Origin of the sequence: Bradyrhizobium niftali (assembly GCF_004571025.1) — a bacterium.
GTDB classification, from domain to species: Bacteria; Pseudomonadota; Alphaproteobacteria; order Rhizobiales; family Xanthobacteraceae; genus Bradyrhizobium; species Bradyrhizobium niftali.
The window spans coordinates 99,112-121,036 of record NZ_SPQT01000005.1; the positions used below are offsets into that span (position 1 = coordinate 99,112).

The window sequence follows — 21,925 nt, forward strand, 5'->3', positions numbered from 1 at the left end:
AGCGGCAGGCAGCATCAGCGCGCCCGGCGCATGATATTGCCTCGGTACGGGCGAGATCTCATGTGCAAAGAAAAAGCCCTGCCGGCAATAACCGACAGGGCTTCGTCTTCTTCAATCATTCGGGTGCACTAACTCTGGAAACCCTCCATGCGGCGGGACCCATTGCGGCCACGAGCAGGGCGCCGTGCTTTGGTGGACACCGCCGGCCGTGTCGTGACTTTGATTTTCAGAAGGTCCTGGATCACTGCTTGCGGGTCTGTCAGCAGCAGCTTGCTTTGTTCGGCACCCATGAGGTCGCGCCATTTGAGCCGGGTCTTGTAGGGCTTCGCAGGATTGAAGTCTTTCGCCGGCTCAAAGGTTTCGACCCGGAATACGATGGTCTGATTGACGGCCACCATATCCTCCGTGAAGAGGTGCAGGCTGTGCTCTGGGCGATCAAGTCCCTGCGGTCGGACACGCTTCCCCTGTTTGCTGAAGCCGATAAACGTGAGCAGGGCATCCAGCCTGAGATCACGGAAACACCGGTCGCCCTGCCGCCGATGACCAAGGGCCGTGAGGTGGTCGAGGACTATCGCTCGCATGGCCTCACGTTGCGGGCCCATCCGCTGGCCTTCCTCCGCGAAGAACTCACGCGCCGAGCCATCAGCCCATGCCGCGATCTCCAGACAGCCGGGGATGGCTCGAGGATTTCGGTGGCCGGCCTTGTCCTCGTGCGCCAGAAGCCGGGATCGGCCAAGGGCGTCATGTTCATCACGCTCGAAGACGAAACCGACATCGCCAATCTGATCGTCTGGCCGTCACTGTTTGATAAGCTGCGCCGCACCATTCTGGGCGCACAGATGATGACCGTCCGGGGCAAGGTTCAGTGCGCCAATGGCGTCGTCCATCTGATTGCCGAACATCTGCTCGATGAAACCGAGCTGCTGAATAGCGTCGGTGGTAGCAACGGAGCCTTTGTCCTTCCCGCCGGCCGCGGCGACGAAGCCCGGCATTCCAGCAGTCCCGACCCTCGCGGCGACGTCCCCATCAGGAAGGTGCGGGACATCTATATCCCGGATCTGCACATCGACACGTTGAATGTGAAGGCGCGGATTCAGGTAGATTGAGGCAGCGTATTACGTTTCCGTTTGTTGCATTCCGCGTGTGCCGCCTTGATGTTTTCCTTTTTGTTGCTTCCACCAAGCGAACGCGGAATGACATGGTCGATTGTAGCCTCGAGCGGATCTCTGACATTTCGTTCGGAGAAGTCTATTGGCAACTTCATCTCGGCCCCACACAAATAACATTTGCCTTCCTGCTTTTTGAAAAGCTTTGTAACCCTCTCCAGCCCTCTGGTTAATCTTTTGGGCCTTTTAGACCTGGGGCTATCAACCAGCTTCGCCATTTCGGACGAGCCATCAGTTGAACTCGTCACGTCATGCGGTTTTTTGTATTGAGGAGGAACGATGCTCATTGGCTACAATTATATTTCGGTTTCCCATAAATCGATTTTACGATTAAGGCAATTCCGAAATCAAGGAGCCTAAAACGGTCTGATTCTTAGAGCGGCGCCGGAGTTCCGCAGTTCCGCGACACGTGAATAATGGTCTGCGCCGCCGTCGATTTAGCCATTTTGCCGAATCGACAGCCCCATCAGTCTGGCTCATCTCTGAGCTTGGACTGTATTCGGAAGCCTCTAAAAGATCGAAACGATTAGAACAACGCCCCCAACACAGACTGCGGCCATCAAAACAAAGAAGTACTTTCTGCTCATTCCGGACGTAAGGGCTTGCCTAGGAGCGCCGGGATCGGCGCCCCGCTCCATATCAGGGCGGTGAGAATGACTATCGCGCCCTCCGACCCATGTGCCAAGCGCGCATGCTTCTAATACGGCACTTGAAAGGTTCTACTTGGAGATCGCCCCCATCCCTTTCACGATACCATCAAACGAATAGGACAGCTCGACCATATCGACGTCCGCGGCAGGATCATCGCACTTGAACGCCTTGCACGAGGCCTGCGCACGGGCGTAGGTGTCGGGAAAAAGATCCTTGTTTTTCTCCAGAAACGCAAGAACCGCGTTCACATATCCGCGGCTTGTGTATCCGCTTGCTCGATCGGCCGCCAGCCGCTCGGACGCAATAGCGATGTCGTTAAGGCGGGCGTACTTCGTGGCCTCATAAGTCGCAATCCCGGCTAGGATTGCCACGGCAAACAAGTAAGCAGCATGATAGTAGCGTGTCTTAAAGATCTCGATAGGCAACAGCAAACTTATGATCGACGCAACGCTTCCCACCACACCGATCACAATCACTATCATCGCGGTCATCGTCTTCCTTTCCGATATCCCAATTAGCTCCGACGATCATCGTGCTGTGCGTTTTCCATCGCCGGCGTGCCGCCGCTTTCCTTACGATTGCCACGAGGACCATACCAGTGGGATAACTACGGCTGTCGCGCGACGGATCATAGCTCAATCTGACATCAGAAATGGGCACACGGGCCGCGTGAGCATAGCGACGGAGCAGCCGGCACGCGAAACGAGTGCAGCGACGAGACCGGTAAAAAACAGCAAAGCAACATGATATCGAGCCCAAGGGATAACCGCGAATGACGGCCCTTCCTTACGATTGGCTATCGGTCTGTTCGGCAGCCGGCGCGGGCTTGAGCAGGGGCGGCAGTCCGTGCTTCTCGCCCACATCGCTGTTCGGGAGGAGGGCATGGTGGCGAGCGAGGCTCGTCCGCGAGACGCTTGCCCAGCTATCCCGCGGCGATTGTATATTCTGCCTCGGCGTCTTCCTCGTCGCTATCGACATCCACCCCTTCGTCGGGCATGGCGCCGGCGTAAGCAGCTTTCCCGGTCGCGCGCTCGATCAAGGAAAGTAGTTGCCGTTGGCGATCGGCCATGAACTCGTCGAAGCGGTTTTCCCGCAGGAGTGACGGATCGATGAGGTGGGTTCTCAGATAGCCGTCCAAGCGCTGGCCATCGATAGGGGGCGTTGTGTCGCTTCCTCTTTCGAGCTTGGCCAGGTAGTCGGATGGCGCAATGCCGCCGATGATCCTGTTGGTGCGATAGGAGAGCGGCGTCTTGTTGATGATGGAATCGTAGATCTTCGGCGAGATATTCCGTTTCTTGCACCAGTCCTGCGGAAAGATGTGGTGAATATCGACGTTCTCTCCGAAGAACACCGTATGATCGAACTTCTGGCCCGAACGGAAGTCTTCCGCGCCGACCTTCATGAGCAGGGCATTGACACCCTTGTATGCGGCCGAGAGACGCATCCGCATGGACTTCAACCGGTCCGCGCGGAAGACGACTTCGCTAACCGTCGATGGCTCCGGTCCGCCTTGAAGCCACGGCGGCACTTCCATGAAATCGCGTGCGATGCGTGATTCAACCGCTGAGCCGTACAGCTCGCCGAAGACGCCATTCCAGTACCAGCGTTCCAGCTTGGCGCGCACCGCCTCGTGTTCCCAGGCATCGCTGATGTCGGCGAGGATCGCGGCAAGTGGCACGACCTGCGACTGGTAGGGGAGATCATAAATTCGGTAAATGTGGAGCATGTGAAGAAACTTGGCCGCCTGAACGAAGCCAAGCTCCACCTTGTTCTCGTATTTCTTGTACTCGGCCAGGGGCAAGTTGAGCAGGGCCTGCCGGTTGCCGGAGACGGCGGGCAATTCCTTGCCCTGTTTTCCATCGGCTTCCGCAATTCGCCGGCAATCGCGCGTGTAGAAAAGCGAGACGGCTTGCAGGAAGTCGGTATTGCTCACCTCGGCTAGAATGCCTTTTTTGGCACCAGCCGGCCGCAGTGCTTCCACAAATCGGTGATGACGGCCTTCCGTGTGCTCATCACCGTACCAGTCCTTGCGCAGCTCATGCCCATCCGCCGCGTACATGGCGGTGACGAGCTCGAATGCGTCGAGAGGTTTTCCGCCCGTGTTTACTTTTTCAAAGACGACGCAAACGGCCTCCTTGGAGGTGGACCGGTCGAGGGCGATGACCGGGACGCGGTAGTATTTGAAGTTTTCGAGCACGTCCCGTTTGAACTTGCGAAACTCGTCGCGAACGGCCTCATGCTGATCGCCGCGCCAATGGGCGTCGAACCCGTCCTGCCATTTATCCCAATCGAACACCTTCGTGACGGGGTACATCAGCTGCGCGTATTCCAGCTGTGGCGTCGAAAGATCAAGGTCTACGGAACGACCGAAATTGCCACGGACGATCCTGTCCTCGGGGACGCCAATGATAGCGTCCTCGCGATCGACGGTCTGATCAACGGCGTTGCGAATGTCGAAATAGAACCAGCGTTTGACCTTCTTCTTTTTCGGCGTTTCGGTTTCGACCACCTTGTCGCGTATCGTGACTTGATAAAGCGAGGTCATGCGCTGCTGGCCATCCAGCAGGAGCGATTGGGGAGTAACGCCGCGGGCCTCGGGAGGAGCCCCTTCGACCGGTCGCGGTTTGAAATTGACCGGTCCGCCGGTGTCAAGAGACATCAAGGCGCCGACGGGAAAGGCCCTCGAGATGGAGGCGATGAGGCTCTTGATGCGATCCTCGTCCCAAACCCAGCTACGCTGGAAGTCGGGAAGTTGCATGACGCCTTTCTGGCAATCATCGAGCAGCTTATGCAGATCAAATGGATTGGTCTGAAAAGTCGAACCGGCCATGCGGGCAGATGTCCCATTAAAAAATTGAGGACGGCGCCCTTCACAGCCCTCGGTCGAGCCGACATCCTGCTACCGATTTGGACAGGTGGAAAGTCCCCGCAATCGCAATGAAGGCCTGGGAGCGATCTGCGGTCGATACTCCGGCGATCTGCTTGACGTCAAGTTCTTTATAAATCAATAACTTACATATATATTTGCATGAATTGTCAATGAAAATTCTTGCAGAAGAGCCTTTCTGAGCCTATATTTGCCGGCATGACGAAGCTTGAAGAACTCAAACGCCACCTAAAGCCAGGCCAAGCCTATCGACGGGCGGATTTGGCCCGCTGGTCTACGTCTGTTGATCGGCATCTGAAGCAATTGGTTGCAGACGGCACGCTCAACAAGCTCTCGGGCGGTCTCTATGTTTATCCAAAGGAGACTGTGTTCGGACCAGCTCCGGCATCCGACAATGATGTCGTATGCGCGTTCTTGAAGGATGACGCGTTTCTGCTGGCCTCCCCCAACGCCTACAACAGCCTCGGCGTGGGAACGACGCAGCTCTACGACAAGACCGTCGTCTACAATCATAAGCGTCATGGCGAGTTTCAGCTCGGTAATCGCAAGTATGCCTTCCGCGTGAAGCCGCGCTTTCCGAAGTCGTTGACGAAGGAGTTTCTGCTTGTCGATCTCGTCAATAACGTCGATCAGCTTGCCGAGGCCAAGGACGAAGTTCTAAAGCGCATAGCGGAGCGCGCAGCTGACGCCGATCCGAAGCGTTTGCAGCGCGCGGTGCGTGAGTACGGAAGTGAACGGGCGAAGAAGTTTTTCGAACGCGCGCTGAGAGCGAGCGAATTGCATGCCGCATGATTTTCTTCACAATCACCCGCAGTTGGCGGATCTGATCCGGATTGTGGCGGAAGAAAAGGGCATTGATCCAGCGCTGGTCGAAAAAGACTACTGGATCGTGCATTGCCTCTATGGTCTTCAGCAGCTCGGCTTTACCTTTCAGCTGAAGGGCGGGACGTCCCTCTCAAAAGGGCATGGCATCATTAGCCGGTTTTCAGAGGACATCGATATTCTGATTCAGCCCTCTTCCGGCCAGGATGTAAGAGTCGGCAAGAACCACGACAAACCAACCCACATCAAGTCGCGAAAGGATTTCTACGATTGGCTGACGCAGAAAATCAGGATTAGCGGCATTTCGAACGTCGAACGGGACACCGAGTTCGACGACTTGCCGCAATATCGAAGCGCCGGCATCAAGCTGAATTACACGACAGTCGTCGAGGCCATGGAAGGACTCAGAGACGGCGTTCTGCTGGAGGTCGGCTTCGACACGGTCGCTCCGAACACGCCAAAGGACATCAGTTCGTGGCTTTACGACAGGGCGGCTGCGAGCAACGTCGACGTCATCGACAACCGCGCCACGGAGGTACCTTGCTATGATGCCGGCTATACCTTCGTTGAAAAGCTCCAGACCGTTTCGACGAAATTCCGCAAACAGCAAGCGGACGGCAGCGATCCGGTGGGGTTCATGCGCCACTACTATGATGTCTACGAACTCCTCCGACGCAAAGAGGTTCAGGACTTCATCGGCACAGATGCTTACAAAGCCCACAAGAAGGCACGCTTTCGCAGCGAAAACCAAAACATCGCCGAGAACGATGCCTTCATCCTGAGCGGCGCAACAACGCGAGCACAATACGCAGACGCCTACGAGCGTAGCAGCGCGCTCTATTACGCAGACAAGCCGACGTTCGAGCAGATACTTGCCGAGATTTCTAATTGGGCAGAACGGCTGTAGCCTTACCGTCTGTCCTGCAATCGCTTGGTTTCGTCAAAATTTGTACTTCAGCAGACTCAGTTCTCGGTGCTCGATGCACCCGTTATCCCGGTGATAGTATGCTTGGTAGAACTTGAAGTCGGTCCGGCCTTCCGCCCGACATTTCTCTTCGATGATTTCGGCGATTTCGATCTTCTTCTCGATTGGCGTTTTAATGCCAAAGATGATGCCTGTGAGATCCCTAAATTGGTAATGAGTGACACGGCTCACAGGATCCGAGTAGTCACCTCCGTGGAGGATGAGCCGCTGTTCTCCCTCATGCTGCCAAGCCTCTAGTTTGCCCACGACACTCTGATTGAAGGTTGTCCAATAGCGATCGCGCCAAGCATTTTCATCGTTGAACATATCATCCACACAGGAGCTTCGCTTGCCAGCCGGGCCCACATACCAAGTGCGCGATAACAAGGGGATCGGCAGCTGCCCCAGCGATCGGAAAAAATCGACAGTCGGATATTTCTCGCCGTAAACGACCTTCTGGAAATGGTGCGGAACGTAACCCTTGATAGGTCCATCATTGCCGAAGGCGTAGATCCGCTCCAACTGAAGCGAGAGCTGTCTGTCGTCATCGCCGGCATCGAAAATGAGGCAAGCGGCGGTGTGGTTTTCGCCATACTGCCCCCAAATTGAGGAATTGCGGCACTCGTTCATAAAGCAGGCAGTGTACCAGTCTGGGTATGTTAGCGTTTCAAGCTGCGTGACGTACTGATTGGGAAACTCGAATAGGACGAAAGAGCGATTAGGTTCGATCGGCGTTGCCCGATTGTTATAACGATGAAGGAATCCGATTTCTTCGACCATGCTTCGGTGCGTCAAAAACATCGCAGCAATGATGCGTTCTGAATCCGGTCCTTTAGGCAGGCTTACGACATGGTCAAGCATGGCTCTCGCCTGAGCGAGAGACCGTGCAAGGAAGGCTTCAACTTCCGGATCCTCTTTAATTTCTTTTCCTAGACCATATTCGCCGTAGTTCTGTTGGATGACCCACAAAGCCAGCGCGTGGACCGGATGAAAATAGGCGGTCAGCTCGTCGCGGCCGACAGGATGAGGGCGCCCGGAAAGCACCTGAACAAGAGCCTTGATGGCCTTATGGTTCAGAAACGATGAGGTTAGCTTTTCGAGTCTGAGGCGCTGTTGAGGCGTCGGTGCGCGATCGATGATATCGAAGACGGGAACGTCTTGCCAAGAAAGACACTCCGTGCCGGCGCTAATCGAGGCGAAAGAATACGCCCATTCAAGACAGAGCAAATAGTGGCGAAAGAGATTTGTCCAGACAATCTCGTCTCCACTCCAGAACACATCGCGAAAGCCTTCCATCGGATCGTTCAGGCTTTCCGGGCTAGCAAAGAAGATCTCTTGGTTTCGGAGCTCGTTCTTTTCAAGCAAACGCGAAAGTGGGCGAAAGCGATACAGATAATTTGGCATCGTCGATTAGGTGCGCAGGAGACAGCTCGGAACATAGCCTGGATTTTGGTATTCAAACAGCTGAACTTGGCCGATCGAAGTTAGTTGCTGACCAAGAAATACAGACAACGCAAAAGGACCATAAAAGAAGAGTTTGGTCTTGCGCAGCTGCCGTGCCTTCAAGATCGCGCCGAGATTATCTCTCACCGCCAACGCCATGGCCGTCGCATCTTCGGGGCCACCAATAGATTGAGAACCCTGGCTTGGTGGCGACATGAAAACATAAGCCTGAGGTAACTCCCCCGTCGATTCAATGAAGCTGATGATCTCGGCACGCCCATCGCCACGTATATTTAGACCGACGACAAGATCTGAACCATCGACGCTTCCTTCAACAATTTCAGTCTGCAGCGCGTAGCCAGGCGTTGGCACTGCATCCGACCTCCAGGCTCCCTTTGCGGGCGGTTGAGGAATTTCGAAAACCCAGCCACCAACCAGCGGCATGACGGCACCGAGCGCGACCCCGGTCGACAAGGTGCACTTGCCACGCAGACGAATATTTCGAACCGGACCCGTTGCCATAATGTCCTTGCGCAGCGCATCGAGCCGCGGCACAAGGTCGTCATTCCATGTGTTAGGGGGCGGGACACGCCTTGAGGACCTATCAAAGTGTTCCGTCCAGTCCAATTCGTAGTCGGCGGGCGGGTCGAAGTTTTCTTTCGTCCAGTTGTGAAGCCACAATGTGACGCTTTGTTCCGAGGAAAGGTTCGCGAGCACGGAAGCGCGCAAGATGGATTCAAGAGTCGCCTTGTCGAGCGTGACGCCTTTGCTAGCGCTAATTCTACGTAAGAGCTCGGCATAGGCGGGCTGCACCATTGCCCTTATCTTGCCAGCGAACTCCGGATGTTTGAGGAGTCGCGCCACAAAAATATCAAGCGCACGTTCATCATGCGCGAGGTCGCCATGACCAATTTCGATGCCGACCTTGTCGTAGACAAACTGCATCTGCTCATCAGTAAGGCCATTTTTGCGTAAGCGCTCATCCACGTCACTCTTGGTAAGTGCAAGAGCGTCGCTCGTATCGTCGTAGAACGAGGCAGCGCCGCGCAAGCGGGCAAGTCCTGTCTCTATGGGCCTTAACTGCGGCGAGAATCCCGGGCACGCCAAGGTGAATTGCTGATAGATGCCGGGCATTGCCGCATCGAAGGCGCGAAAGGTTTCGATGACCTCCTTGAACTCGCTCGGCGTAACGTCATGATCTTTGATCTGAATATGTTTGCGTTTCGAGGTCGCATCAACAACATACCGGATGTCAATATCGCCTGTACCTTCGGTGAAGATCTGATGGAAAGCGCCATCCGTCATCCACAGGGGCAAGTGACAGACGATGTAGCGGGTTTGGAAGTCAAAGCCCTTGCCACCGACGATACCACCCATGCCTGCAGGCGAAACCAGGGAGCCAGCGTCAGCATCAGGAGTTGAAGGCGATTTGCTCATTGATCTTACCTACGCGCCAAATGTGGACCCGAAAATCTGTCGCCAAAGCTTACGACTCTCAGTCTCGTCCGTATTGTCGAGCGCCTTTCGCGCTGTTTCAGCCGCCGGCTTTACGCGGTCGAGAAAGGCGTCGAAATCACCTGACTCCCATCGCTTGGCAACATTTACTGTGCTGTACCCTGGATCGGAGATGGTGGGCACGATACCCGACCCTCGATACCAGCCATAGTTGGCTTGAATACCTTCGAGCACGTTGACCACGGCTTGAGCGTGGGATGTCGGGGTGCCGATCGATTGGTGGACGAGCGTCTCGAGGATGTAGGATTTGGGTTTGGATTTCTCCGTCGAGAAGCGATCCCGCCAAGATTTCAGCAGCTTCACGGTCTGCACGTAAAAGCCATCAGTGGCTTTGTTCTTGGCAGTCGCGGCCGAGATTTGGCCCTTGGGATGCGCCTCCACCCACTGGCTCGCATCGCGATCAGGAATCCAGAGCGGTCCATCATCAGCCGCCTTGGGGGTGCCTGGCACGATATCGAGCCATACGCCTTTGGCGGCGCTGGCGCCGATCGACCGACCTTGGAGGCGAGTTTCCTTGTAGTATTTTGATAATGCGCCTTGAAGCCAACTCAGAACAACTTCTGGCTCCGTGATCGTGTGGTCGATGTCGACAATGCAGATGACGTCGACATCATTGATATCGTGAATGGCCGTATGCCGGGCGTAGGAGCCGGACAGGAAGGTGTCCTTGTGAGCGTCCTTCGTATCATCGTCAGTGCGTAAACGCTCACGCACCTTTTCATGTGCGGCCTTGGCGGCCGCAACAGCATCCTCGTCAGGCTGAAGAGAGCTCAAATACCGGCTGAAATCGCTTGAGAGTTCCAAAGCTCACTCCTTGACGGGCAAGGGCGGCAGCGATGAAAGATCGAGGCCGTAGGAAGCGGCTAGGCCGCCTACAAAGTCGCCGCATACGGGGCAAGCTTCGTCGCGATCGAAATAAATGCCATACCATCGATTGATGGTCATTTCGTCGCTACTCTCACTCAAGGGTGGGAGATCGGCGTATTGGGTTCCTGGCTCGGGGCGATTGAGCCAAAGATACCATGGCGCATCGAAATCGCGCTTTAGCCCATTTAGGGGCGATGATTTGTCGGCCAGAAGCTCGAGCAGCGCTAGCTTTGCAAGCATGTTTGCGATCGGCAGCACATCAAGCGATAACCCCGGCTCGACTGCAACGGGCTGGTCAGAATAAGCGATTTCAGCGGCATCATCACCTGATGAAATCTCGACATCTGACGCTTCATCCGGCATGGCTGCTACGAAGCACTGATGACACGGTGAGTGCTTCGGCTTAACGCGTAAGATCTGACCACCGTAGGCACGGCGAAATGCCCCGCCATAGACGGCCGTGACATTTGCGGAAACACAAAGCTCGTTGATGAGAAGCTTACTCTGACGATTATCTGTGCCACAGATGACGAGATCGGACGCGCCAATGAACTCAGCAACAACATCGCGATTGTCGAAGCTAACGGCGACGCGATGAACCTCTACTTTTGCGCTCGGATTTTTCTCGAGGATCAAATCGCGCATGACGTTGACCTTGAAGCGCCCGACTTGGGAAATAGCGCCTGGGTGTCGCACGACATTCCCGACCGAGAGACGGTCGCGGTCGACGAGCAGAAAGCGACCGACACCGCATTTAGCGAGTTCGACGGCGACATGTGCGCCCCCGGTGCCAAGGCCAATGCAGAGAACCGTTTTGTCTTTAAGGATGGTCGTTTCGAGGATGCCGGCCCGCCGGGTATCCAACTGCGGTTCAACATCCGCAAACACAACATCGGAGCCGTGATACAGGCTAGAGCTCCCGTCTGTGACGCGACCAATATAGGCCACGCCGTCGGTGGATAGAAATTTGCCGGGACCAGAACGGCCGTTCGGCGCGGGTTCTAGTCCAATGCCGAGGTCAGTTTCGGGCCCGCTGGGTTTTTCCAGGAAAACAGTCCCCGACACGGTCTGAGGACTCTTTTGAACGCAGAGTTCGGAATGCGTTAGTGCATCGCCATCATCCCAAGAGCTAAAAGTGGTTGGTAAAGAGCCCGCACGTTCAAGGTTGGGCCAATTTGCACGCAACCACTCGGAGGAGAGTGTTACGACGCCGAACATATCGGCGTCGTCAGCCGTGATATTGAGAGCTTTCGTCACTTGCGCGCCTTCGGCGACGGCCACAATCGTTCGTTTCGTCTTGTCGTAGACGAGTTTCGAGCGGCCAGGCTTACGCGAGGCGATCGCCTGCATCGCGTCGCGGATCATTGCCTTCTGATTAGGATCGTTGGTCATGCTACTTCCGCCATACTGCGAACGAAATCGGCCAGGTCGCGACCGGTCGCCAAATGCTGTTCATATGCCTCGATCCAGATAAGTGCTTTCAAAAAGACCTTTTGCAGCACGATACCAGAATGCCAGCGAGCGTCTCGCCAGTGGCAAACTTGGACCCAGCCGCCGGCATGAGGAGTAAGCGTATGCATCGCATGGGAGACGCCGAGGCTTGATATCGGCGTCCCATTGTAAGTCAGAAGCGGTATCGGGTCGGTGATATAGAGTGGCGGGCGTTGAGCTGGAAATCCTGAAGGGATTGGCATGTATAAGAAGTAATTCCGACCCGCGTTCGAAGTCGCGTAGCCTGACGCGTAGTACGTATCGTCCGAAGGATTGCGATAGACGCTGAACTGAGTGAACCCCTCGTTCTGAAGGATCTGATGTTCGACTGCGAGCCTGTCGCGCTGACCTTGGGTCCACATATTAGGCTCGCTGTTCGTTTTTGGCTGCGTGAAAGACCTCAATCGCCTTCTGGACATCGAGCGCTGTCAGGCCGTCGACGAGGTCGATCGGCTCGGTAGAGCCAGAGTTGCGATCAAGGCGATGAACTTCCAGAACCGACAGAGGCCACTTGCTGTCGATCGCGAAAGCAAGATGCAAAGGCTCGTTGAGCGCGGCAACCACGATGTTGCCGAATGCGGCGGAGTGCACTTCGATCGGAGCGCCACTAGCGTCGCGAAGAGCGTTGACGAACCGAGCCATTGCTTTTTCGCGCGTCATCAGATCGACGTCGCTTGTGGCCTCTACTTGAGGCGGCGCGGTCTCGCGTGAGAGCCGGACACGATCGAGCGGAACGCTTTCCCAACCTCGGAGCGCCTGCTCGGGCAGTGCATTAGCCGCGATCAACGCCTGACGGATTGGGCTGCAGCCCGGAAGCACCCGGAAGCTCAGTGCAGTTGGTTCGTCCTCATTTGTGAGATCGTAGAGCCATGGATGTACTCGAACGATTGGCCTATCTTGAGAGCCCTCGGTCGTGACGATGATCTCGGCCATACCGGCAAAACTGTTTCGCGCGCCGAGCTGTCGAATACGGCGTTTGTCGCCAGAGCTGGGTTCGGAAAGGCCAAGCCTGTGATGCGAGTGCCAGTCACCGAAGTAACGAAGATTCCAATCTTCGGCGAGCGGCTCGCTGAGTTGTCTAAGATAGTCGACGTCAAGGCGGAAGTGAGCGTTGTCGCGCTGTGCTTTAGGGCCGGCCTTCGTAGCCAGAAAGATCACAGGTGAACCAGTCCACCGACCAAAGAGATCGCCGCCGGTCTCGATCGACCAAGCCGCAGCCTCGGCCGCGATAGCGCGCAGTTCGGATTCCCATGTCGTGAACGCGTTTTGGCTCCGCGCGAGAGCACGTTGGGGTGCCGGAACAGGGACCGGCGCAGGGGCTGGTTCGGCTTTCAATGAGCGCTTGGATCTTCGGCCCAAGAGCTTTGCAATTCGCTTGATGACCATGCCGACCAAAAAAAATAACAACCAGGATACTGATGGCGGTCATTTTGCACGAAATGATTGCACAGAACAATATAAGAACATTGGCTGCCCACAGGAATTCCGCCAATCGGGCGGGCAGTCGGGCGAAGAGCTTCGGAAAGCGGCAGTGTCGCTGCCCTAAACGGTCTTCCCAACCGGTGAGGGGCTTTGGTGGGATCAGAGCGAAGTGCGTTCCCAAACAAAATATCCAGCGAACTCGGCCAGCTTTTCCGCGACGTCGAAAATGCGATGCGCGATTTTGTCCGATTCTTCGCTGGCATCAGCGCCTTCAGGCACTTCAAAAATGTGTCGCACCACAATGCGATCCGTCACTTTATCTCCAAGCTGGAAATACCAATCGAGAGTGTCGCTGCCGAGCGACATTTTAGAACTATCGTCCGGGATTTTATCCGCGATTTCCTTGAGACCGCGGCCGGCGAGCTTAACATCGTAGTGAAAGCCGACGTTGTTGCGAATTCGAATAAGTTTTTTGTAGTCGTCGGTATCGAAGAATTTGCAGACTTCATCAAAGCAAGCGCGGGTCTTGTCTTCGCATTTGGCAATTTCGGCTTTTAGGGCCTCGTCCTTTCGAATTATCTCGATGAGCAGTAGCGCCTCGTAAACATCGGCCATCTGAACTCGAACGAAAAATGCTCGAGCGCCATGCTTTCGGCCGACGCGGCGCTTCTCCGTTGTCTCGCTCCACTCCCGAAGAGACTCATTCACGATACTCATGTCATTTACGATCATCATGAGCACCACGAACACGTCACCCCGATGCTGACGTTCGATCCTCGTATTCTTGATGATGCGGGTCCGGCTGCTCATTTCTCATCACTTTAGCTGATCACGAACGCAGCGCATTCCATTTCATGCTGCGTCTATGCTGCGTGGAGCCGCCGCGACAGCTTGGTAGCCCTTGAAACTAAACGGAAATTTTTGCAAACCACTCTGCATCGGAATTCGGCGCAAGGATTTGCAGATTTCGTCTGTACTTGTTGAGGTTTTGGAAAAATTGGTAGGGCTGAAACGCGCAAAAGCGGGCATTCCGAGTGGAATCAAAATTCGCTGCCTTACCGCTTGGCTACGCCCCAAAAGTTGGTCAGGCAAATCCTAAAAAGCTCAGTACTTTTAGGAGGTGGTGCGTATAGTTGCTGCGCCCGAATTGCAATGATCTTCCGAAAGCGACCTCATGTCGTGCTATGTCGCGTCGAGATCGCTCCCAGAGTTTCCCAAGCCTCCCCATCCTTCCCTTTTGTCCTGGGTTCGGCCTATTTGGATGTTCGGAAAGCGGGTCCCTAATAGCGAGACTCAGCCCGTTCTCGAGCATCTCAAGTGCGGGCCGTATCAGCCTCCCCAGAGCTATCAGGCCAATACGGAGGCATGTCATCATGGCTGGCGCCGGCCTGGTGTTGCTGCCGCTGCTGCTGCTGATCATCGGCGCGCCGATGATCGCGGTCCGGCCTTCCGGCGCCGGTGCCACCGACGCCATCATGGGCGCGATGATCGCGCTGTCGACATCGATGCCGAGGCCGACGATCAACATGCCGCGGCTGGTGCTGCCCGTGCGGATCGATCTGCTAGCTCCCAAAATTACGTTCCCTTCAGAACGCGTTCGCAGTCCTGAGCTCGTTTGGTCAAAGCCGCTGCCAATCGCTCGATAACGGCGTTCTCCAATCCCTCTTTTTGCGCGCGCGCGCGGATGTCGTTAACGAGGTCGGGGATCTGCCCAGCCATGGAGATAAGAGTAGCAGTGACCACATCCGCATCAGCCCGCGTTTCGCGCGAGAACTTCTGCCATTGACGCAAGCCAATTTGGTCGAGCTTGTACTCGCCCCCGACTTTCATGGCGAGCTTAACCTTCCGCGGGTCGACATGATCGTAAGGAAGAATACTAGCTATGTCGTAGAGCGGCGCAAGCCGTACGCGCGGGCCGCTAGCCAAAAGCAAGGAATAGTTCTTGGCGTGAGCGTCGGAACCGCCAATGAGCCAGTTGAAGCCCAAAGCGCTGACGAACGTCTCAAGGTCAGCGTCGCGGTCCGTCGAGTATGTCCGTAAGAGCTCGATCACGTCAGCAGACGTTGGTCCTCCCTCGTTCTGGTATTTCTTAGTCGGCAGGATGCCCATGGCCTGGCAAATATCTTCCTGGTGAATCCGAATAATGTCGTTCCCGCTAACTTGTCGGTCGTAGCGTTCAACGACGATTGCGATTTCCTTTTCGAAGCGCATCACCTTGGTTTCAGCGGCCGGCAGCCCGAGTTCTCGCGCGAGCTGCAGGCAGATATGCTCGTTCTCGGCGTGACCATCGAAGTGGCCTGTCGGCGGTTTCAAAATGTGGGTGGTCGGTATGCGGCCGGACGGAATGCCCCATTTGCCGTCTTTGAGGACAAGAGCAGTTTTAGGCTGGGCGCCCGCAAGGCTGAATTGACCCGTATCGCCGGGCAGACGCCAGGCAGCATGATCCTCGCGTAAGGCTTGAAGCCGGTTTGCTATTTCCGGCTCGTCAAGCCATTCGATCTTGTCATCTCGGCCCGTTTTCAGGGCCTCCAGTCGATCGGGGGTGACAAACTGAACGGCGCCTGCGCAATCCTGACCGACGTTCGAGATGAGAGCAAACACGTTGCGCGCTGATACCTGAAATTTCTTGGCCCAACGCTCGAGCACCTGCTCATTGTCGGGAAGCAGCCCCCACAGGAAGGCCTGAATGGCGGCTGGACCATGCTCCTCAGCGGCAAGCGGCATCGAAAGCGAGAGAGGATAGGCTCCCTCAGCGTTGCGCCATGCATTGTCATAGACAAAGGTCAGCCGGCCGCGTGCATCACTTCGGACACGACCGACTTCGTTGCCGTCCAAGAGTGCAATGAGCTCGGCCATTAAGGCTTGCCTTTTTTGGCTTTCGCCACGATGGCGTCCAGATCGACGGCGGTTTTCGGGACGCCGCGGCCCGCGGAGGGATTGCTGTCTGCATCGAGCTTAATGCCAAGAGCATCGAGGACGCGGAGGATTAGCCCGAGTTCTGCGCGCGGATGTCCATGCTCGACTTCAATGAGCCATTGGCGACTGACACCAACCTTTTTGGCCAGCGTCGACTGATCGAGCTTGAGGCGTTTGCGCCGGTCGCGGATGACGGCGCCAAGATCGGCTGCGGTACGTGTGAGCATGGCAAATCCGAATGTCAGCGTTCGCTTACATTATCATATGTCGCCATTCGCTGACAATCAAGAATGTTGCCGTTCGCCGACATCGTCGAATGTCGCCAATCGACGACATCTACTGACTCAGACGTCCAACATTCGCCGCGGTCCGTTCACGGTCATCGGGTCCTCGGAAAGAGAGGGTATTCTAGCGGACGTCTGCGTGGGCTGGATGAGAACTATCCGCCGCCCAAATGGCTCTGAACGGTCGGCGTTCCGTTCTCAAATCTCACGTCCACAGAAAGATGCCTTTGACCAGCGCTCAGTCGCCGCCCTCGCATCTCGTCCACAGCATGCCATCGCACCACACGTGGTCAACGCGGTTCCACTGGCAGGCAGATGCCGCATTCGGGAAAAAGCCGCGTCCATTGTGATTGGCGCTGGTGTTACATAGTAGCGGAATGCCTGTGAGGCCTTCGTATTCGACGAGAAGTTCGGCGATCTTGTGCCGAGAGGTCCTGCAAATGGTCTGCAATCGCGCAGATCCGTCCAGATGCACAACAGCGGGGATCTTATCCCGCCATTCTGCTCGTGTTAGGTGCTCGAAAAGCATGTAAGGGTCTGGCGTTCCGGGACTAAAAATATCCGGCGCCCGATCCTCCAGGCATATTGGCGCTACAGGCCGGAAGTGCTCGCGAAGTTTGATGTCGTTGAGACGGTCCTTCATTTGCGGCGATGTCGCCGCGGCCAGTATGCTTCTGCTACCGAGAGCCCGAGGTCCAAGCTCCGCGCGGCCGGCAAGAAAAATGACGGGTTTGTTGCTGGCCAGAATGGTTGCAAGTTCACGCATGCTGCATGGTGAGCCGCCCCATCCGGGCGGCATGTCGCCTCGTTCCACGGCTGGACCACTATAGACGGACCATTCCAATGGTACAAAACCTTGGTCCGCCGCCAATGCGGAGCAAGCAGCACCTATTGCCGAGCCACTGTCATTCGGAAAGGGTGGCACCCAGATAGCATCGAACAAGCCGGCAGCTCGTAGTGCACTATTCCATTTTATGTTGAGACCGCAGCCACCGACTATGCACAGATTGCGCGCGGGAAACCTCGAATGCCTCTGTATAGCACTCGCCAGTTTGCTAACAAGCAGACGCTCTTGGAAGCAATGAAAGGATGCAAGCACATCTGCGGGGGCTTTGGCCTTTAACCGTAGCACGCAGGCATCGAAGAACGCATGGACAGGCTCAAGCGCGGCGTCCTCGCTGCAACGACCGACTGGCTCCGTGAACATGCTAAAGTGCTTTTCATAGAGCTCCTGAAACACCTCGACGATGCTTTCATCGGCCGAACCGAGCGCGATGTAGGCCATCAACTTGCCCGCAACACCGAGGTCCCACTTGATGCGGTTAGCCTGCTTGTATGGTCCGAAGTGATAGCCTGCGGCAGCATAAGCATGCCCGATCAGCGGAAAGAGGCACTCGACGAACCTGGCTGCGTGGCGCTCTACATGGTAGAGCCGTGGAAAGGAGGCGCCGTCCCAAACCAGACAGAACGCGGGTTGCCCGGCCTTGGCGAAAGGACTGGTACAAAAAGCGGAAGCCACGTGACCTGTGACATGCGGATAGCTTTTATAAGGGAAGGCGCTCCCCTTGAGCATCAGCCCAGCGCCGTCGCGCGCTATGAGGAGGCCGTCGGCATCGCCCTCAACATACGGCGCCCCTTTAAGGGTAATGGGTGCAGTCCCGCTGAGAACCTGAAATTGTGACTCACTCTCGCCCCACCATCCATCGATGACGAACCGGTCAACGTCCCGCGGATCCAAACCGTGTTCTGCCAAGGCGACAACAACCGCATCGAGATTGTGGAGTTTTTGATATCGCGGATTATTGTCCCGCTTCTCCTGCTCCACACAAAAGACCAGCCTTCCGTCCTCGACAAGGGCGACTGCTCCGTCATGAGTCAGTTTGATACCGCAGATTCGCATACAGTCTCCGAACCTAATGTCAGATACACTCGATTTGAACGCTCCCCCCAACTGCTGCTCACGTTGCGAGACTCAGATGGGCTCCCATCTTTCACGATGCACGCTCTGGGCCAGTTCCAATCAGAGGAATCGCCGGCAATTGTCTGATTAAAGTCGAGATTGGAGGCAGCTTGACCGATTCGTGACACCGAGCGCGTTCGGTTTCGGACCAAGCACTCGGGCCTACAGCAACAATTTCCATGCGCACGACGGGGGCCCCCGTTATGCCTTCTGCGAGGTCGAGCGAACGGGTGCAGCGAAATTCTCTGCCGGCTAAACGAGATCATGGCCGCGCTGCCACGAAATGGCTCACCGTGAGACGAACGCGCTTCGTAATTCAGTTAGCGCCGAGGCATTCGCGCTAGGACGACATTATGAATCGTGGCGACTGCGCATATCACAGGTGCCATGTGCCGAGATTCCGGGAGTGTCGGCAACACCGATGCGCTAGTCTGTACCGGCTTGGGAGTGACGGCACTTTGAGAAAACAAACAGATGCTCCTTTTTTTAAGTGGTATCTCGCTCAAGGTCGCGAACAGCCCCTGATCGTTGCACCGTCCTCTGTGTTGCGTGAAGACACAGGGACGAGGATGCCCTCGACGGCTAAGACTCGGCAGTACAGGATCCGGGATCATGGCGGCTTGGTATATCCGCCTACCCACCTGTTATCTCAGCGCCGTCGATCGAGCCACGTTTTGCCACCAAGGACGTGGATACCTGAGTCCCCTCGGGCTCGAAGAATGTCGGACACAAGATAATTTGGCCGCGCGCGCCGCGACAGAGCCGTTGAAGGTGACATATTGCAGTTTCTGACCAAACTGTTTGAAGGTGGATCGTCATGGGTTGGTCCGCGCAAGCGACACGATTCGTTCTGGCCAAGATTCATGGTCCTGATCAATCACCACTGTTAGTAGTTGATCAGGCGAGCGTCGAACGCCACTCTCTGGCCTGCTTAGAGCTCCTTTTCTTAGGCTGGTTGTCTTTAAAAACCCGGTTTGGTGGCTGGACGCAAAAATGAAAGACATGAGTGAAAGATCAGAAGGCTTTCGTCGACCTTAAGCCCCTCTTCCTGCTCGCTCCGGTGTGGAGCGTTTTGCACATGGTCGTAGCATCCTGAACAACGCGTGGGTGCTGAAACGACGCACAATACCCACTCGATGGCTAGAATGGCCTGTCTTCCAACCCTACTCGCTCCGGAAATGCCAGCTAGCATATGCAAAGCGCTGGTACGACGCTTGCTTAAGGATGAAGCGAAGTGCCATCGAGGCCCGCCAGAGCGACTCCTTAACAAGTGGGTGACTATATGTCCGGTGTCGCCGGTGCATTTTTCTGCGCTTCAAGCGAACCATCGCCGCGTGTCGTTGATCAGCTGAACAAAATGATTCCGACACTTGCACTCCGTGGGCAAGCGGGTGTCGTCGTCTCTGCTTTTATGCAAGAGCGTGGACTCCGACATGGAACCTTTCAATCGAACGATAGCTCGGTGCGCATTGACTGCATCGAACGGGATCCGTTCTTTCGGCCTCATGTTGCAATCGCGCAGATCCGTGGCGGATCCTGTGGAACTGGAGATGGCGACGACGTGCAGTCAATTCCTAACCGCCATTTTGCCATTGCTCTGGACGGCGCCTTGGTGAACGCTCATGAACTCAGGAGCGAATTACTCGCTCGAGGCCAACTGATAGATACGAACACAGACGCCGAGCTCCTGCTGAGGTGGATTGAACACTCTTGCGAACGAGAATATTGGCGTCACGGCCGGCCCGTAAACTACGAAGCTATCTTTCGCGAGCTTGATGATCGTATCGATGGTGCCCTTAGTGCGCTTTTGCTAGATAAGGACGGAGATCTTGTTGCATACCGCAGTCGAAGCGGTTTGCGACCATTGGAGACTATGCGAGCAAGTAATGGCTTGTTGCTCTTTGCTTCTGAAAATTGTGCCTTCGCAGGCTTGGAAGGTGAGATCAGCCAGCTCTTGCCTGGGAGCATACAGCGCGTGGATGCTAAGACCGGCGCCAGCGTTGACCATGCCCTGAACTGCCGAGGACATAAGGCCAAGCTCTGCGCGTACGAAGCTCTCTATTTGGGAAGTCCAAACACGTCGGTCGAGGGCCATTCACATCGCCAAACCCGTTACAACATCGGGCTCTCTTTGGGAAGAATTGTTGCGGAGCGACTTCAAGCAGAGCCACTCTTGATGCCGCCAATCGTGTCCTCAATGCCAAATACTGGGGGCCCGTACGCCGATGGTCTATTTGACTCTTTCGCCGAACAGGGCGTGCTTGCCGAGCGTAGTGACGTAGTGGCAACGCAATTTCATGAGCGAACGCTCCTCGGCAGAACCAGCGCCCGGCAATCTCGCATTGCCCGGAAGTATCGAGTTTCGGAACCCGCCGTAGCCGAACGGACCGTAATAGTTGTCGACGAAGCCCTCATTCGAGGCGATACCAGCCAAGCCGTCACAATGATGCTCCTTGCCGCTGGAGCCAAAGACGTACATTGGGCGATAGGCTCTCCCCCTATAGTTGCGCCAAACTACTACGGCATGGGTATTGATACGCTAGATGAGCTCGCGTTCTGGCAGGCATTGAAGCGGCTGCCGTTCGAGCTACGCGCCCAATGCCTTCGCTTCCATAGGATGGAGCCGCCAGCACTCAGAATCGTTGAGAGCAACATTGCGACGGCGATCCAAGCAGCATCGATAACTTATCTGCCTTTCCGCGCCCTTGTATCCGTTTTGGCCGACAGGCTAGAGGGCATCGATCTGTCACCGTTCACGTTCGACATGCCGACCCCCGCTGGACGGCAGCGCGCGCGTAGACACTTGGAAGCGTTGCTAGCCGCCTTTCCTGTCAATACCCGTCTGAGGTCAGGATCATGAAACCCGCTCTCGTATTTGACTGGAACGGAACACTGCTCGATGACACCTATGCGCTGCTCGAAACGACCAATGTCATTTTGGACCGCTTTGGTCGTCCGAGCATCGATATAAAGACGTTTCGAAATCGTTCTGATGTTCCCCTCTCTCGTCTCTACCTTAACCTTGGAATGTCGCGCGAAGAGATTGAGGCAGTGGAGCGTGACGATGGTGCACTGTTTCACGACTTATACGAGCCTCTTGCGGACAAAGCCGATCTACGTGAGGGGGCGCGGAGAGTGCTCGAGATGGCGCGACGACAATCCGCTCTACTCATCATCCTCAGCAACCACATCGTGGCGCCTCTACAGTCCCAGCTGAGGAGGCTTGGAGTAGATCACTACATCACCGATGTGCTCGCTTTTGAGAGCCGCGCCACGCAATACAAATCGATGAGCAAAGGAGAGCGGCTTCGGCTTTATATGCAAAGGTACAACCTGAAGCCCGCATCAACCTTCATCATCGGCGATATGCCCGTGGAGACGGATATTGCACGTAATCTCGGTCTGACGAGCATATCCATTACCGGAGGATTTGTTTCGACCTCGCGCCTGCAAGCCGCGCGTCCAGATTACACGATCAACAACCATCACGAGCTGCTGCCCATCCTGCAAAGCCGTGGCTACTTTTCGGAATGCTAA

General features: G+C 55.8%; 19 protein-coding genes. 6 read left to right on the forward strand and 13 right to left on the reverse strand.

The features are described from left to right. Positions 1-62: 62 nt before the first annotated feature. Positions 63-1,106 carry an OB-fold nucleic acid binding domain-containing protein gene (locus tag E4K65_RS12685; protein ID WP_209312058.1) on the forward strand — a complete coding sequence of 348 codons (1,044 nt, stop codon included), beginning with the start codon at positions 63-65 and terminating at the stop codon, positions 1,104-1,106. Here the strand turns inward: E4K65_RS12685 and E4K65_RS12690 are convergent. The 3 genes from E4K65_RS12690 to E4K65_RS12700 form a co-directional block, all read right to left on the reverse strand. Further along, positions 1,094-1,453, reverse strand: a complete 360-nt coding sequence (locus tag E4K65_RS12690) for an HNH endonuclease (protein ID WP_135174440.1) — start codon at positions 1,451-1,453, stop codon at positions 1,094-1,096. The genes E4K65_RS12685 and E4K65_RS12690 overlap by 13 nt on opposite strands. Before the next feature lie 432 nt (positions 1,454-1,885). Then, the gene (locus tag E4K65_RS12695; RefSeq protein ID WP_135174441.1) at positions 1,886-2,308 is read right to left on the reverse strand and encodes a hypothetical protein; all 423 of its coding nucleotides are present in this window, start codon (positions 2,306-2,308) and stop codon (positions 1,886-1,888) included. Positions 2,309-2,739: 431 nt separating this feature from the next. Further along, on the reverse strand, positions 2,740-4,647 hold the full coding sequence (locus E4K65_RS12700) for a GmrSD restriction endonuclease domain-containing protein (RefSeq protein WP_135174442.1): 1,908 nt from the start codon (positions 4,645-4,647) through the stop codon (positions 2,740-2,742). A 219-nt stretch (positions 4,648-4,866) separates the two neighbouring features. On the opposite strand from E4K65_RS12700, the gene E4K65_RS12705 reads away from it, so the two are divergent. Together E4K65_RS12705 and E4K65_RS12710 are read left to right on the forward strand one after the other, a co-directional pair. Then, entirely contained in the window at positions 4,867-5,496 is a 630-nt protein-coding gene (locus E4K65_RS12705; protein WP_235885603.1) for a hypothetical protein, read from the forward strand. Beyond that, the gene (locus tag E4K65_RS12710) at positions 5,486-6,433 is read left to right on the forward strand and encodes a nucleotidyl transferase AbiEii/AbiGii toxin family protein (RefSeq protein WP_135174443.1); all 948 of its coding nucleotides are present in this window, start codon (positions 5,486-5,488) and stop codon (positions 6,431-6,433) included. The genes E4K65_RS12705 and E4K65_RS12710 overlap by 11 nt, the downstream gene beginning before the upstream one ends. Positions 6,434-6,466: 33 nt before the next feature. Here E4K65_RS12710 and E4K65_RS12715 read toward each other — a convergent pair whose 3' ends face one another. From E4K65_RS12715 to E4K65_RS12745, 7 genes are all read right to left on the reverse strand, one after another. Continuing rightward, positions 6,467-7,894, reverse strand: coding sequence for a DUF2971 domain-containing protein (locus E4K65_RS12715; RefSeq protein WP_135174444.1), 1,428 nt, complete (start codon positions 7,892-7,894; stop codon positions 6,467-6,469). 6 nt (positions 7,895-7,900) lie between these two features. Next, the gene (locus E4K65_RS12720; protein ID WP_135174445.1) at positions 7,901-9,370 is read right to left on the reverse strand and encodes an SAVED domain-containing protein; all 1,470 of its coding nucleotides are present in this window, start codon (positions 9,368-9,370) and stop codon (positions 7,901-7,903) included. Between the two features lie 9 nt (positions 9,371-9,379). Continuing rightward, complete coding sequence (locus tag E4K65_RS12725) at positions 9,380-10,252, reverse strand: SMODS domain-containing nucleotidyltransferase (protein ID WP_135174446.1); 873 nt, start codon at positions 10,250-10,252, stop codon at positions 9,380-9,382. 3 nt (positions 10,253-10,255) lie between these two features. Continuing rightward, complete coding sequence (locus E4K65_RS12730; protein ID WP_135174447.1) at positions 10,256-11,707, reverse strand: HesA/MoeB/ThiF family protein; 1,452 nt, start codon at positions 11,705-11,707, stop codon at positions 10,256-10,258. Further along, a complete protein-coding gene (locus tag E4K65_RS12735; RefSeq protein ID WP_135174448.1) occupies positions 11,704-12,168 on the reverse strand; it encodes a hypothetical protein in 465 nt (154 codons plus the stop codon). Before E4K65_RS12735 ends, E4K65_RS12730 begins: the two co-directional genes overlap by 4 nt. A gap of 1 nt (position 12,169) precedes the next feature. Further along, positions 12,170-13,213 carry a hypothetical protein gene (locus E4K65_RS12740; protein ID WP_135174449.1) on the reverse strand — a complete coding sequence of 348 codons (1,044 nt, stop codon included), beginning with the start codon at positions 13,211-13,213 and terminating at the stop codon, positions 12,170-12,172. Positions 13,214-13,387: 174 nt separating this feature from the next. Beyond that, positions 13,388-14,038, reverse strand: a complete 651-nt coding sequence (locus tag E4K65_RS12745; protein WP_135174450.1) for a hypothetical protein — start codon at positions 14,036-14,038, stop codon at positions 13,388-13,390. Between the two features lie 563 nt (positions 14,039-14,601). Here E4K65_RS12745 and E4K65_RS12750 point away from each other — a divergent pair. Beyond that, positions 14,602-14,874, forward strand: a complete 273-nt coding sequence (locus tag E4K65_RS12750) for a hypothetical protein (RefSeq protein WP_135174451.1) — start codon at positions 14,602-14,604, stop codon at positions 14,872-14,874. On the opposite strand, the gene E4K65_RS12755 is transcribed toward E4K65_RS12750, so the two are convergent. From E4K65_RS12755 to nodU, 3 genes are all read right to left on the reverse strand, one after another. Then, positions 14,804-16,084, reverse strand: coding sequence for a type II toxin-antitoxin system HipA family toxin (locus E4K65_RS12755; protein WP_135174452.1), 1,281 nt, complete (start codon positions 16,082-16,084; stop codon positions 14,804-14,806). The two genes, E4K65_RS12750 and E4K65_RS12755, sit on opposite strands and share 71 nt — an antisense overlap. Continuing rightward, on the reverse strand, positions 16,084-16,371 hold the full coding sequence (locus E4K65_RS12760; protein WP_027564960.1) for a type II toxin-antitoxin system Y4mF family antitoxin: 288 nt from the start codon (positions 16,369-16,371) through the stop codon (positions 16,084-16,086). Before E4K65_RS12760 ends, E4K65_RS12755 begins: the two co-directional genes overlap by 1 nt. A gap of 295 nt (positions 16,372-16,666) precedes the next feature. Next, positions 16,667-18,328, reverse strand: a complete 1,662-nt coding sequence (nodU, locus tag E4K65_RS12765; RefSeq protein WP_135174453.1) for a nodulation protein NodU — start codon at positions 18,326-18,328, stop codon at positions 16,667-16,669. Positions 18,329-19,670: 1,342 nt separating this feature from the next. On the opposite strand from nodU, the gene E4K65_RS12770 reads away from it, so the two are divergent. Together E4K65_RS12770 and E4K65_RS12775 are read left to right on the forward strand one after the other, a co-directional pair. After that, positions 19,671-21,248, forward strand: a complete 1,578-nt coding sequence (locus tag E4K65_RS12770; protein WP_235885604.1) for an amidophosphoribosyltransferase — start codon at positions 19,671-19,673, stop codon at positions 21,246-21,248. After that, the gene (locus E4K65_RS12775) at positions 21,245-21,925 is read left to right on the forward strand and encodes an HAD family hydrolase (RefSeq protein ID WP_135174454.1); all 681 of its coding nucleotides are present in this window, start codon (positions 21,245-21,247) and stop codon (positions 21,923-21,925) included. The genes E4K65_RS12770 and E4K65_RS12775 overlap by 4 nt, the downstream gene beginning before the upstream one ends.